Genomic DNA, 13,673 nt, shown 5'->3' on the forward strand with positions numbered 1-13,673 from the left:
AGCGGCGCCTGCATCAGAATTAACAAAGCGCAGACGCCGATCTCCGCCGTCGCCAACAACACTATGGCAAGGACATCCCGGCTGTTTGCCAGCATGCGCATTTCGCCCCAGTAGTGCACGACCCAACACGCCGCCAGGACCAACGGCGACCAGTTGCTTCCGAACTCCTGCGGCGTCATCTGCTGCAACACCAGCACCCAGGGCAGCCCGATGGCGATCAGCGCGGTCAGAAGCAGCGGAATCCCCTCCAGCGCGTGGCGGGCGATCCATCCCAGGATGGCTAGAAGCGCCACTGTTGCGGTCAACAGAAGCGCCTCAATGCCGAGCACCGCCGCCGCCAGTGCGGCCAGCAGCACCGTCGGGAGCGCAACATGAAAAGCGAGCGACCACACATCGCTGTGATCGCCGGAAAAAATGCGCGCGGCCGGCGAACCCGGCTGCAGATAAGGCAGCCATATTGGGGCGCGCGGCAAAACGCCGGGATGCAACGGCAACAGTTGGCGCCGTCCACCAGCCAGACGCCAGACGCTTCCCCAAAGCACATCGACCAGCAAGAGCGCCAATGCCAGCGCTCGCCAGTCGATCGTGTTTTGCGTTGCACCCGCCGAAAGCGCGCCGGCGACGCCCGCCCAAAACGCCGCCGGTCTCCAGAAGGAGTTTTCCGACCAGAACTGCGCATTCAGCAAGCCCGAAGTCATCACCTGGGCGGCGGGCAACTGCGCCGTTCGCCAGCTTGCCAGCAACCGTCTCCAAAGAGGCTGGCCTGGAGCGACGCGTTGCGTTGGATACGATGTCGGCGGCTCTGTCCCTGGAGCGCTGAGTTGTGGTGGATTCATTGCCTTTGCACCTATGAATCGGCTCTGTCGCCTTGCCCGCCGATTCCCTCCGCCAAGAATACCGCCCATGCGAAGCGGCTCATCGCATGGGCGGTCGCCCGGAACTCTCATTATATCAGAAGACGAAAACCACACCGAATACAACGCGTTCCCTACGCCATAACGAGTTTGCCCTCCTGAAGGGTGTTCCATCGGTGAGACGCAGCGCGTCCAGGGCCCCTGCGCATTGCGCTCATTGCGCTCTCTGCATCTCGCCAGTGCGTTTTTATCGAGAAGCTCCTCGTCAAGGGAGCCAAAGCGGGAATTGTCCTGGGGAGACGACCTGCCATTGCTTCCCGCTGGCGACTTCCATCACCCACACCGAAATCACAATGTCCGGCCCTTTGATCGGAAACTTGTGAAAGAGCAAATATCGCCCATCCGGCGACCATGTCGGCGGGCCGTGATCGATGTCAGGGTCCATCGTTAGCGGGCGAGCCTCGCTTCCGTCGCTGCGCATGAGCCAAAGCTGCTTGGTGAGCGTGGCATTGGGGCCTTCGGTGATGTTGCGTCGAAAGGCCAGCCACTCCCCGTCGGGCGACCACGCCGGCGCGCCGTCTTCGACCCTGGCGTCCTCGCCGCTCAGGTTGATACGCTCGTCGGCGATTGGATCGACTAGAAAGAGATGAATGGCGCTGCGGTCGCCGAGCATGCGCTCCTGATTCATGGCGAAACGCATTCGCCCTGGCTGCCAGGGTGCCGCCTCGCCCGCCTGCGTCGGATAGAAGCGCTCTTCCCCGCTCTCGAGATTATAGACGCCAATGCCGATGAAATCCGGCGAAAGATAGGTGATCCAGCGATTGTCGGAGGACCAGCGCGCTTCAAAGCCGAGCTTCTGGCTGTCGCGAAAGACCGGCGCCCGCTCGCCGCTGGCCACATGCATGATGGAGAGCCTGGGCGGACTCACGGCGGCGGCGGCGTAATCGCTGGCGCTGCGGCGAGCAAAGAGCAGCAGCTCGCCGTCGTTTGACCAGGAAGGGCTGCTGCAGAAGTCGTCGCCGCAGTCAAGCAACAGCGTCGGCTGGCCGCCGGGCGCCATGAGCCAAAGATGGCTTCCCCCTGTCTCCGTCAGCGCTGAAAAGGCGATGCGCGCATCTACAGGGGAGACGGCGAAATCCCAGACGCCGCCTTCGCTGGAGGTGAGCTGCCTGGGCTGCGCATCGGCGTCCTTCGCCTCAACGGGAACCGGAGCGACAAAGAGCTGCTCTCTACCATCGACGGAGCGGGTGAAAAGCGCCTGAAGTCGCCCGGTCGTGAAGCGCCAGACATAGGGCGTGTGCAGCGCATGCCCGGTTGCGCTGCGCACGCCGGCCTCCAGTCGAGCTGTGTACAGCGTATCCGGTTGGAGCGCTTTCGGCGTGAAGATCAGTTGACTGCCGTCGACGCGCACCTCCGTTTCGACAGGAGGATCGAGCGCCAGCTGCGCCGACGCAGCGTCCTGGGCCAGAGGCTGATCGAAGGCGATGCGGATCTGGCTGCGCGTGGAAACGCCAGCGCTGTCGTCGGCGGGCGCGACCGCCACCACCTGGAGGCCGATCTGATCCCCGCGCCAGATGACCACGCCGAGCGTCACAAGGATGGCGCTCACGACGCCGAACACCGTCAGGTCAAATGCACTGATGCGAGATTGAGCATTCACCGTAAAAATTGCACGCAACGCCCGGTTGCGTTCTGTCGAGAGTCCATCGAGCGATTTTCAAACGGCCAAAATATCTCACCGGTAGAGATACGGCTGATTGGGCAGCGCGGTGGGGATCACTTCTTGCGCGACCACGATCGGCAGCGCCCTTCCGTTAAACTCGCCGGGCTGCAGGACCCCCTTCACCTGCACCCACGCATCGTCGGGCAGTGAGGCGGCGTCGGGCCAACGCACGACCATCGAGACCACGCTGGCGTCGGCCACGCAGCAGCTGACGACGAAGCGGTTAACCAGCACTTCGTTTTCGCCCAGGCGCTCGTCGTGATAAATGAAGCCGATCACGTCGACCGGCTGGCCTGCGAACTCTTGAGCCGGATTCGGCGAGGCGGAGAAGGCGTGCAGCCAGTCCAGCAGGTTGCGATCGGCGGCGTCTTTCTGCGCAGCGGCGCGCACGGCCGCCGGCAGGGCGGAGCGCGCCTGCGACGCAACGTTAATTTCCCGATTTTGCATCGCCGCCGCGCCCAGAGGTTGAGGGGGCACCAACAGCCCGAGCGCAACCGGCGCCATCACGATCGCCAACCCCGCCCAACCCAGCCGATGATGGCTGTGAAGAGCGCCGTCGGCTTCGTCTCGACGCGCCATCGGGCGATAGCTGAGGGCCACCACCACCAGCCCGACGATGGCGAAGATCGTATAAGCCATGAAGCGCTGATTGATGTAGAAGAACAGCACGCCGCTGGCGAGGCGCGTGTAGAGAAAGACGGCCATGGCCAACAGCGCCAGCGCTTTGAGCGCATTTTGAAATCTTGGACGATTCAACACATCCATTGCACAAATCCTCCAACGCGCCTGCACCCTTCTCAAGTTGCAAGCGCGGTCACCCTACCAACGCACGTTCAGGTTCCACCAGACGCCCATCAGCAGCGACAACAACATCGGCAGCGCGATCAGGTAGACCACGATGCGGCGCCGGAAGACGCCCAGGAACATCAACGAGCTTTTAATGTCGACCATCGGGCCAAAGACCAGGAAGGCGAGCACCGAACCGGTCGTAAAGGTGCCTGCAAAGGCCAGCGCCAGGAACGCATCCACCGTTGAACAGACCGAAAGCACAAAGGCCAGCGCCTGCATCGCCAGCACCGAGATCACCGGCCCCTGCCCAATCGCCAGCAGCGTGCTCTGAGGCACAAGCGTCTGCATGCCGGCGGCGAGCATGGAGCCGAGGATGAGATAGCGGGCCATGTCGAAGAAATCGTCGCCGGCCAGGTTGAACGCCTGTCGAAAGCGCAGTCCCAACGGAGCGTTGGGGAGATAGTGGCTGTGATCGTGCTCGTGGCTGTGGACGGGATGGGACGCATCGTGATGCAACTGGCACACAGCCGGCCGCAACACTTCTTCCGGCTGCGCGCGACCGAAGAGAAAACCCACGACGGCGGCGATCAGGAAGCTGAAAACGATGCGCCCAACAAAGACAGGCCCCCAGCCGAAGGCGCTGTAGGTGCTCAGGATCACGATCGGGTTGACCACGGGCGCCGCCAGCAAAAAAGCGACGCCGATCGAAAGCGGCAGGCCTTTCTCGTAGAGACGCCGCACCACGGGCACCACGCCGCATTCACAGACCGGAAAGACCATGCCCATGCCGCCGCCGACCAGAGCGGCCGGCAACGCCGCTTTGGGAAGATAGCGGTCGATGGCCGCCTGATCGACGAAGACGGCGATCAGGCCGGAGACAATCGAGCCGGCGATCAGGAAGGGAACCGCCTCGATGAAAATGCCCAGAAAAATCGTGACGAAGGTCTGAACGCGCTGATAGAGATAGACTGCGCCCCCGCCGCGCAACGCATCGGAAAAGATGGCCGCAAAGGCTGCAGCGACCACTACCAGGGTCAAGCCCCAACGCATCAGACGCACGCGGCGTTCAGATGCACGCGCCGGCGAAGGCGTTTCGACCGGCGATGCGGCTTTCGGTCGTTCCACAATCATAGCCGCAAATTCTATGCCATTTTGCGCCGTTCACAAAGAATGCGCGATCGGCGTGTCTACTCGGCCTCGCTCCAATCCCGGTCGCGCGTCACATAAATCAGCGGCATGCTGACCAGCGTCACTGCATATTTCAACAAGAGATTGAAGAGGAAAATTTCACCGACGACGCTCCAGGGCAGGACGCCGCCGAATGCGCCGACGGCGAAAATCAAGTTGTCGATCGGCACGCTGACGCTGTTGCTCACGAGCACGCGCGCCCACTGATAGCGCCGCGTGATGCGCGTCACAAACCAGTGATAGATCTCCGTGTCCACCAACTCGCTCACCACCTCGGCCACGATGGAAGCAAGGACAATCCGCCCCAACAGCGCCGGATTGAAGACTGCGCTCCATTCGGCGGCCAATCCCCAGGCCGGGTCGCCGGGCACGCTGCTCACCCACCAGATGTAAAGTGCAGCGAACAGATTGATGATCGCCGCCATCCAGATCAGCGTCTGGGTGTTGCGTTTGCCGATCGTCTTGTGCGCCACGTCGCGCAGGGTGAAGGTGATGGGATAGATAAACGTGCCCATGTCCACCGCCAGGCCGGCGACGACGCCGATCTTGAGGCTGGTGAAATCGGACAACATCTGTGCGCCGATGTAGACGGCGATCACCACCACGGCGGAGCGGGTCAGCGCCAGGGTGAGCGGCGCAGAGGCTCCCTCTCTGTTCTGTCTGGTTCCCTGCAATGGGATGGCATTTTGAGCGCTCACGCAAAATCTCTCCTGTATCAGGTCTTTCTATCGTTGCTTTATCCACTTTGGCGTCTTTGGGGGGCCTTTTATGCTTTGCGCAGTTGGGCGCGCCAGCTGTCGAGCAGATCGCGCAGCGCAGTGCGCAGGTCGATCTCCGGGCGCCAACCGGTGGCCTGCACGAGGCGACGATTGTCGCAGTAAGAACAGGGGACGTCGCTGGGGCGTAAACGAGCCGGATCAACTTCGACGCGGATCTGGGCGGAGGAAAGTTCGAGCAGCGTCTCCAGCAACCAGCGAATTGAATAGGGTTTCCCCGAGCCAACGTTATAGCAGAGGCCGGCTTCTCCCTGTCGCACCAGCAGCCAGTAGGCGCGCACGACGTCGCGTACGTCGGTGAAGTCGCGCTCGGCGTTGAGATTGCCGACGCGCACCACCGGCTCGCGCAGCCCGAGCTCGATCTCGGCGATCTGGCGGGCGAACGCGCTGGCGGCGAAGTCGTCGGCCTGCCCCGGCCCCAGATGGTTGAAGCTGCGCGCCCGGATGATGGGCATGCGATGGCTGTGGAAATATTGCAGCCCCATCATGTCCTGCGCGATCTTGCTGACGCCATAAGGGGAATTGGGGCGAAAAGGCGTCTCCTCGTCGATCGGCAAATCTTCTGGCTGCACAAGGCCGTAGACCTCGTTTGAGGAAACCACCAGCGTGCGACAGGTCGGCTGCCAGCGCCGCAGCGCCTCCAGCAAGTTCAGTTGGCATTGAATGTTGAGCTCATAGGTGGTCCAGGGATGATGCCAGCTTCCGCCTACGTCGCTCCAGGCCGCCAGGTGCAGCGCGTACTCGGGCCGCACCTGTTCGATCAGTTCGCCAACCCATACGGCGTTGCGCAGGTCGCCGCGATGAAGGTGAATGCGGTTGGCAAGGTGCGCGATGCGCCGATCGTGGCGATGCACCACACCGTGCAGCTCCACCTCTGGCTCGCGCACCAGCAGCTCGGCTAAAAAACTGCCGGCGAAGCCGGCGATGCCTGTCAAGAGAACGCGCACAATTTCATCCGTTCCTGCTTGTCTGTCGCTCGCCCCTTTCAAGCGAGCAATCCCCATTCAAGCGAGCAGTATAGACGATTCCTGCGACGAACCCAAGCCGCTCAAGCCTCCAAGTCTCCGTACTTTGCAACCCGTAGAGGCGCGCAAACGCTTTGCTGACAATCTACAAATCTGTTGATAACAAAGCACACGCGCGCTTCTAACATAAAACCGCTATAGTGGAGGCAACGATTCAGAAAACACACGATTCAGAGCACAGCAGCCATCGCCAAATTCGAACAATTCAGGCCGAGTTGGAACAATTGGGGGTCTGCTCAACAGACAGAAAGGAGTTGAGAACGATGCGCTTCAACAACTACAACCAGATGATTCGCGACTTTGTCGAGATGGCCGACGCCATGAGCCGCCGCCTGAGCGAGCTGGAGCAGGAGACCGGAGAGGCGGTTGAATCCACGCGCATGCTGCGGTTGCCGATCGACGCCTACAGCACCCAGGATGCGTTCGTGGTGCAGGCGTATGTGCCGGGCGTCAACCCCGAGGACGTCGAGATCGTCCTGGCGGACAACGACCTGACGATCCGCGGCAAGTTCCAGCCGCTGCTGGAGGGCGTCGATTACATCAAGCGTGAGCTCTACCACGGCGGCTTCGAGCGACGCATCACCTTCAACGTGCCGGTGAACGCCGAAAAGATCGAGGCGACCTATAGCCAGGGCGTGCTGACGCTGCGCGTGCCCAAGGCCGAGGCCGTCAAGCCCAAACAGATCAAAGTGCAGGTCAAATAATCGTAGCCAATCTTCTCTGCTTAACAGGTCAGGGCGCCGGCGCCCTGACCTGTTATTTTTACGGCGGCTCCCTTGCCTCTGACTATTCGTCCACTGTATCGCTGGGCAAGCCGTCGATGCTGAGACGATTGTGCTTTCGCCGATATTCTTCCAGCCCGGCTTCGCCTTTTTTCAGCGCCCAGTCGATCAAGGCAGGTCGCTCCCCCTTGAATTCATAAAAAGGCACGCCGAACCCACAGGAGGTCTGCGCCGAGTGCACGTCCATCACTACGATCTGACGCGCGCCCGGCAACGCAGGAAAACGAGCGATCATTTCCGACCAGGTCGGGTCGTTCTTCAGAATTAAGCGCCCACGCCCATATAATCGTAAGATGCGCGGGGCGGCGTCGAAACTGCAGAACATCAGTGTGATGCGGCCGTCGGCCTTGAGATGCGCTGCGGTTTCATTGCCGCTGCCGGTGAGATCCAGGTAGGCCACCGTGCGCTCATCCAGCACGCGCAGGGAGTCCATTCCCTTCGGCGACAAATTGATGCGGCTGTTCTCCGCAACGGTGGCGACGAAGAAAACATGCTGCGCCTCGATGAACGAACGCAGCTCCGGCGTGAGCGCGTTGTAGAATTTAGCCATCTCCCTCTCTGCGCTTTGTGTAAAAAGATGAAAACCGATGCGAAAAGAAACCGGCGTGAAAAATGGTCAAACGCGTATGAGCAATGATAAGATGCCATATCAACAACAGCAAGAAAGGACGCTCCACATGAGCTACGCAACCGCCGATCTTTGCGACCAGTACGCCGATCAGGTGCAGGTGGTCGAGCCGATCTTTCGCGACTTCGGCGGCGTGATTGCATTTCACGGCCCGATCGTCACCGTCGACGCCAACGAAGACAACAGCGCCGTGCGCGACCAGCTCTCGCAGCCGGGGTTGGGCCGTGTGCTGGTCATCGATGGCCGAGGCTCGCTGCGCTGCGCCCTACTCGGCGACCAGCTGGCGCGGCTGGCGGTGCAGAACGGCTGGGCGGGCGTGGTCGTCAACGGCTGCGTGCGCGACGCGCAGACACTGGCGACGCTCCCGCTCGGCGTCAAAGCGCTGGCCGCCCATCCACGACGCAGTGAAAAACGCAGCGCCGGCGCCGTCAACGTCGATGTCACCTTCGCCGGCGTGACCTTCAAGCCCGGTCATATGCTGTATGCAGACGGCGATGGCATCGTCGTCTCCGAACGGGAGCTGGCTGCCTAGCTGTACGTTCATTTTGATCACAATCAAATAAGAAAGGACTCCGTGCTGAATGCAGTGGTTGAATGAACCCAAACGCTGGCAGGTGGAAGCGGGCGCCATTCACGTCCATGCCGACCCCGGCACCGACTTCTGGCGCAAGACCCATTACGGCTTCATCCGCGACAACGGCCATGTCTACTACGAGAGGGTGCAGGGCGACTTCACCGCGTCCGTCAAGGTGACCGGCGCGTATCGAGATTTGTACGACCAGGCCGGCCTGATGGTGCGCCTCGATGCGGAACACTGGCTGAAAACAGGGATCGAATATGTACACGGGCAGCAATTTGTGAGCGCCGTCGTCACCAACGATTTCTCCGACTGGTCGGTGGCGCCGTTGCCGCAAAACCCGCCGTCGATCTGGCTGCGGCTGATCCGCAAGGCGGAGGCCGTGGAAATTTTCTACTCGTTGGACGGCGCCGACTATACGCTTCTACGCATCGCCTACCTGCTCCCCGGCGACGAGGCGATGGTCGGCGTGATGTGCGCAGCGCCTGACGGCGGCGGTTTTGACGCCGTCTTTGAAGAATTCACCGTTGCGCCTCTGGCGGCGGAGGATCATTGATGGCGCGCGCACATGCTTCAAAAAGTGGCTCCAAGGGCGTCTGCGCCTTCTGCGAGCAGGAAGTAGCAGCCTCCGCCATGCTCAAACACCTGACGAGCTGCGCCGCGCGCCAGGCCGCCATCGAAAAGGCGGAGGCCAGCAAACGCAAGACACAGCCGCTCTATCACATCGTCGTGCGCGACGCCGTCGATGGGCGCTATTGGCTTCACCTGGAGACGCCCGCAAGCGCCACATTGCAAGACCTGGACGCCTATCTGCGCGCCATTTGGGTCGATTGTTGCGGCCACATAAGCCACTTCGTCTTCGGCAGCACCCGCTATCAGGAGCTCATCGACGGCTTCTTCGCCATCGGTGATCAGAAGAGCCTGACGACCCGGCTCGGCGACGTCTTGCGCCCCGGCCTGAAGGGCAAATATGAATACGATTTCGGCTCCCCCACCGAACTAAAAATCGAAGTCGTCGCCGAGCGCACGGGCAAGCCGCTTTCCGCCAAACCGGTGACGTTGATGGCGCGCAACCAATTGCCCGCTTTTGCGTGCGTCGAATGCGGGGAGCCGGCGACGCACATCTGCATGCAATGTTACTACGAACGCGGGGAGCCGGCCTGCTACCTGTGCGCGGCCCACGCTAAGACGCACGGCTGCACGCTTTACGGCGGCCCTCGCCTGCGCTACAACTCCCCGCGCACCGGACGCTGCAAGTACAACGGGCCGGCCCGCCCGCCCTATTAAATCTCTGCTTGCTTTTGCCTGTAAGCCAGCTTGAGCGGCTGCCACTCGCTCCATCTGAGCAGCGTATTCCAACCCGCCGGTCTCGCCAGAGGATGCGCCGCCGTCTGCGGGTTTTCGACCAGGTTCATGATCACCGCCACCTCGTCGCAGCGATGGAATTTGGGGCAATAGATGCACGCCTGCCACACCTTGGGGCTGATGCTCCAGCGATCGACCGGCTCGAAGCCGAGCCGCACAAAGAACTGTTCGCGCAGCGTCAGCGCACAGATCTGATGATAGCCGCGCTCGCGCGCCATCTGCACGAGATGGTTCACCATGTGGCCGCCCAGTCCCTTGCCCTGCTGGCTGGGATGCACCGCCAGCGAACGCAGCTCGACCAGCGTCTCGGTCAAAGGCACCAGCGCGCCGCACGCCAAAATCGGCGGATCGTTCGGGCCGGCGTCCGGATCGACGGCCACGAGCCAGTCCGCCAGCGTCTGACGCACGCTTTCTTCGGTGCGCGGCAGCATTAAGTTCTCCGCCGCAAACAGATTCACCAGCTCGGTGATGGGGAGCACATGCGACTCTTCAGCCGGTTGAATGATGATGGGCATTCCCTGTTCCTCTACACATTCCCCAACAACGACGTTCCTCAACGACGACAAATCCTCTCATCCATTCGCACCCCACGCTGAGGCGTCACGCGGGCTGCAAGGCGCGCGTCAGACGTTCAACCACCTCGTGAATTTCCGCTTCGGTGATCACGAGCGGCGGCACCAGACGCAGCACGTTCGTCCCTGCATTGACCAGGATCAATCCTTCTTTGTACCCTCGCTGGATCACCTCCGCCGCTTCTATATCGAGTTCGACGCCGATCATCAACCCTTTGCCGCGAACTTCTCGGATGTGCGGGCTGTTGATCTCCTCGATCAGGTCGCGCAGCAACTTGCCCTTAGCCTCGACGGCGGCCAGGAAGTCGGGCTGCGAGATGCGGCTCACCACGTGGTGCGCAACGTGCGTCACCAACGGGCCGCCGGCGAAGGTGCTGCCGTGATCGCCCTTTTGCATCACCTCGGCCACGCGCTGGCGCATCAGAATGGCGCCGATCGGCAGGCCGCCGGCCAGCGGCTTGGCCGCGGTCAGGATGTCCGGCTCAAACGCGCAGCCTTTTTCGTCGATTGCACCGTTCCCCTGCTTGCAGTAGCCCTGATACGCCCACAGGCTGCCGGTGCGACCGACGCCGCACTGCACTTCGTCGTAAATCAAGAGCGCATCGTACGCATCGGCCAGCGCTCGCAGTCCGGCCAGAAATTCAGGCGTCGCCGGATGGACGCCGCCTTCGCCCTGCACCGGCTCGACGATGATGGCGCAGACCCGTTCGTCCATCTGTCGGCGAGCGCTCTCGAGGTCGTTGAATTCGGCGAAGCGCACGCCGGGCATCAGCGGCTTGAAGGGGTCTTGATACTTGGGCCGCGGGGTGGCGGCCAACGCGCCCATCGTGCGCCCGTGAAAGGCATTGGTGAACGCCAGGATTTCGACTTTCTCCTCGCCGCCGTGCGCGCGTCCGTATCGACGCGCAAATTTGAACGCGCCTTCGTTGGCCTCGGCGCCGCTGTTGCAGAAATGCACTTTGTCCGCAAAGCTCGTTTCGCACAGCAGCGCGGCCAGCCGCGCGTGCGGCGCAGTGTGATACAGGTTGCTCACGTGCAACAGCCCTGTCGCCATCGCCTCCTGCATCGCCTGCATGACGCCCGGATCGTTGTAGCCGAGCGCGTTGACGGCGATGCCGGCCACACAGTCCAGATAAGCGCGGCCTTCTGTGTCGTAGAGCGTGCTGCCCTCGCCTCGCTCCAGCACAAAAGGCGCCCGCGCATAGACGCCGAGCACGTGCTGTTGCTCCAGTTGAATGACCTCCTGCGCGTTCATGCCTCCTCCTTGGACTTTGGTGAGAAAACTTCACGCAAAGAAACGCAGAGCCGCCATGCTTCAAAGCTCTACACTTCGGCGGTGAGCACTCTATCGACTGCCGATCACGCCGGTGCCCGTGCCGTCTTGCACGCCGGCGAGGTTGGTGATGACCGCCTGCGCCACGCCGTTGCGCACCGCCTCGATGGCGCTGCGCACCTTGGGAATCATCCCGCCGAAAATGATGCCCTCCTCGATCCATTCCTCCGCCTGCTCCGCCGTCACGGCGCGCACGACGCGACCGGCGACCAAGATGCCCGGCACGTTGCTGATGAAGACGAGCTTGATGGCGCCGAGCTTGGCGGCGATGGCGGTGGCGGCGTGATCGGCGTTGACGTTATAGCTGAGCGCGTCGAGCGCGCCAAAACTCACCGGGCTGATCACAGGCACAATGCCCGCTGCGATCAGCGTGCGCAATAGATGATCGTCGACGTCCTGCACCTCGCCGACGCGCCCCAGGTCGCCGAAGGGGTGCCACATTTTTTCGACGTAGAGCGTGCCGTCGTCGACGCCGCTGAAGCCCGCCGCGCGGATGTGCGCGTTGACCAGCGCGCGCACGATGCGCTTGTTCATCAGCCCGCTCAACACCATTTCCACCACATCCATGTCGGCGTCGCTGGTGACGCGCAGCCCCTCGATGCGCTGCTCCTTCAGCCCCAACTTCGCCTGAAGATCGGTCACCGCCTTGCCGCCGCCATGCACAATCACCGGGTGATGCCCCTCCGCCATAACGGCCTTCACTGCGTTGACCAGCCCAAACAGAAAATCCGGATCGTCCAGCTCGTTGCCGCCCACTTTCAGGACGACGATGTAGCGCTCCTCGTGGTTCATCTCTTCTCGCATTCACCCTGTTTGAATTCACAAAAAATGCCACTCACAACAGCCCGGCCGTCTCTGGGAATCCCAACGCCAGGTTCATGCATTGAACCGCCTGTCCGCTGGCGCCTTTGATCAGATTGTCTTCGGTGGCGACGATGATCAGGTCGCGACAGGTCGGATCGTCGGGCAGCTCCGGCGTGATGCTGATGGCGCAGCGGTTGGTGTGCACCGTGTGGCGCAGCGAAGCCTGCTGGCCGGCGGGCAGCAGATGAATGAACGGCTCGCCGGCGTAGGTTTCCTCATAGAGGTCGCGCACCTGCGCCTCGGTGACGCCGCTCGGCACACGCACGTACATCGTGCTGAGAATGCCGCGATTCACCGGCAGAAGATGCGGCGAAAAGGTGAAGCGATAGCCGCCGTTGGGCGAAGCCGCGTTGAGCACCATCTCCATCTCGGCGATGTGGCGATGACGATAGCCGATGTTGTAGGGCGTCATGTTCTCATTGGCTTCAACGAACAGATAGGGCGTCTTGAGGGTGCGTCCGGCGCCGCTCACCCCGCTCTTGCTGTCGACGATCACGCGTTCTTCCAGCCAGCCGGCCTTCGCCAGCGGATACAGCCCCAGGTTGACCGTGGTGGGATAACATCCCGGCACGGCGATCAGGCGCGCCTTGCGCAATTGCGCCCGATTCACCTCGCACAAACCGTAAACGAACTGGGGCAGCAGCTCCGGCGCCGGGTGCTCCATGCCGTACCAGCGGCGATACGCTTCGGGATGGCCGAGACGAAAGTCGGCGCTGAGGTCGATGACGCAAAGGCCACTTGCGGCGAAACGACGCGCCGGTTCGATCGACTGACCATGCGGCAGACAGAGAAAAACAACGTCGACTTCGCCCGCGCGCGCGTACGCCTCCTCTAGCGCAATCAGCGGATACTCCCAGGGGACTGCATGCACGTCGCACAAGCGTTTGCCTGCGCTGCTGGCGCTGGTGATCCAGCCAATTTCAACATGCGGATGACGATGCAACAACTGCACCAGTTCAATGCCCGTATAGCCGGTGGCGCCGGCGACGCCCGCTTTGATCATCTCCTCGCCTCTCGTAGGAACATTGCAACTTTGAGCCGATGCAAATTTTTTGGGCAAACAAAAAAGCTCCCCATCTGGAGAGCTTTATCTGGCAAGTCCGAGCGTCCTGTTAGCTCGCGCCGCGCATAAAGTCCCAGATGGCTCTCATCCGGAGGCCTTCCTGCACAACCTGGCGCATGGTGAAAAGTTGATCA

15 protein-coding genes are annotated in these 13,673 nt (G+C 61.9%); 4 read left to right on the forward strand and 11 right to left on the reverse strand.

Annotated features, from left to right (window positions below; translation table 11 throughout):
- The 6 genes from Q0367_RS17370 to Q0367_RS17395 all read right to left on the reverse strand — a co-directional run.
- A partial coding sequence (locus tag Q0367_RS17370) for a hypothetical protein (protein WP_298983793.1) occupies positions 1–836 on the reverse strand: 836 nt, incomplete at its 3' end.
- Between the two features lie 283 nt (positions 837–1,119).
- Complete coding sequence (locus Q0367_RS17375) at positions 1,120–2,514, reverse strand: Ig-like domain-containing protein (protein ID WP_298983795.1); 1,395 nt, start codon at positions 2,512–2,514, stop codon at positions 1,120–1,122.
- A gap of 75 nt (positions 2,515–2,589) precedes the next feature.
- On the reverse strand, positions 2,590–3,342 hold the full coding sequence (locus Q0367_RS17380; RefSeq protein ID WP_298983797.1) for a TIGR03943 family putative permease subunit: 753 nt from the start codon (positions 3,340–3,342) through the stop codon (positions 2,590–2,592).
- Positions 3,343–3,396: 54 nt separating this feature from the next.
- The gene (locus Q0367_RS17385) at positions 3,397–4,497 is read right to left on the reverse strand and encodes a permease (protein ID WP_298983799.1); all 1,101 of its coding nucleotides are present in this window, start codon (positions 4,495–4,497) and stop codon (positions 3,397–3,399) included.
- 56 nt (positions 4,498–4,553) lie between these two features.
- On the reverse strand, positions 4,554–5,252 hold the full coding sequence (locus Q0367_RS17390) for a queuosine precursor transporter (RefSeq protein ID WP_297638224.1): 699 nt from the start codon (positions 5,250–5,252) through the stop codon (positions 4,554–4,556).
- A 68-nt stretch (positions 5,253–5,320) separates the two neighbouring features.
- A complete protein-coding gene (locus Q0367_RS17395; protein ID WP_298983801.1) occupies positions 5,321–6,277 on the reverse strand; it encodes a GDP-mannose 4,6-dehydratase in 957 nt (318 codons plus the stop codon).
- 341 nt (positions 6,278–6,618) lie between these two features.
- On the opposite strand from Q0367_RS17395, the gene Q0367_RS17400 reads away from it, so the two are divergent.
- Positions 6,619–7,059 carry an Hsp20/alpha crystallin family protein gene (locus tag Q0367_RS17400; RefSeq protein WP_297638218.1) on the forward strand — a complete coding sequence of 147 codons (441 nt, stop codon included), beginning with the start codon at positions 6,619–6,621 and terminating at the stop codon, positions 7,057–7,059.
- Between the two features lie 82 nt (positions 7,060–7,141).
- Here Q0367_RS17400 and Q0367_RS17405 read toward each other — a convergent pair whose 3' ends face one another.
- Complete coding sequence (locus Q0367_RS17405; protein WP_298983803.1) at positions 7,142–7,687, reverse strand: pyridoxamine 5'-phosphate oxidase family protein; 546 nt, start codon at positions 7,685–7,687, stop codon at positions 7,142–7,144.
- 127 nt (positions 7,688–7,814) lie between these two features.
- Here Q0367_RS17405 and rraA point away from each other — a divergent pair, with 127 nt between their 5' ends.
- From rraA to Q0367_RS17420, 3 genes are read left to right on the forward strand one after another with little or no spacing between them, the layout of a single operon-like run.
- A complete protein-coding gene (rraA, locus tag Q0367_RS17410) occupies positions 7,815–8,297 on the forward strand; it encodes a ribonuclease E activity regulator RraA (RefSeq protein WP_297638212.1) in 483 nt (160 codons plus the stop codon).
- 49 nt (positions 8,298–8,346) lie between these two features.
- The gene (locus tag Q0367_RS17415; protein WP_298983805.1) at positions 8,347–8,898 is read left to right on the forward strand and encodes a DUF1349 domain-containing protein; all 552 of its coding nucleotides are present in this window, start codon (positions 8,347–8,349) and stop codon (positions 8,896–8,898) included.
- Entirely contained in the window at positions 8,898–9,629 is a 732-nt protein-coding gene (locus Q0367_RS17420; RefSeq protein WP_298983807.1) for an IS1096 element passenger TnpR family protein, read from the forward strand. Before Q0367_RS17415 ends, Q0367_RS17420 begins: the two co-directional genes overlap by 1 nt.
- Here Q0367_RS17420 and Q0367_RS17425 read toward each other — a convergent pair.
- The 4 genes from Q0367_RS17425 to argC form a co-directional block, all read right to left on the reverse strand.
- On the reverse strand, positions 9,626–10,222 hold the full coding sequence (locus tag Q0367_RS17425; protein ID WP_297638203.1) for a GNAT family N-acetyltransferase: 597 nt from the start codon (positions 10,220–10,222) through the stop codon (positions 9,626–9,628). The two genes, Q0367_RS17420 and Q0367_RS17425, sit on opposite strands and share 4 nt — an antisense overlap.
- Before the next feature lie 85 nt (positions 10,223–10,307).
- Positions 10,308–11,534, reverse strand: a complete 1,227-nt coding sequence (locus tag Q0367_RS17430) for an aspartate aminotransferase family protein (protein ID WP_298983809.1) — start codon at positions 11,532–11,534, stop codon at positions 10,308–10,310.
- Between the two features lie 90 nt (positions 11,535–11,624).
- Positions 11,625–12,416 carry an acetylglutamate kinase gene (argB, locus tag Q0367_RS17435; RefSeq protein ID WP_297638197.1) on the reverse strand — a complete coding sequence of 264 codons (792 nt, stop codon included), beginning with the start codon at positions 12,414–12,416 and terminating at the stop codon, positions 11,625–11,627.
- Positions 12,417–12,447: 31 nt separating this feature from the next.
- Positions 12,448–13,479 carry an N-acetyl-gamma-glutamyl-phosphate reductase gene (gene argC, locus Q0367_RS17440; RefSeq protein WP_298983811.1) on the reverse strand — a complete coding sequence of 344 codons (1,032 nt, stop codon included), beginning with the start codon at positions 13,477–13,479 and terminating at the stop codon, positions 12,448–12,450.
- Positions 13,480–13,673 lie beyond the last annotated feature (194 nt).

It is taken from the genome of uncultured Caldilinea sp. (assembly GCF_937128415.1).
Taxonomy (GTDB): domain Bacteria; phylum Chloroflexota; class Anaerolineae; order Caldilineales; family Caldilineaceae; genus Caldilinea.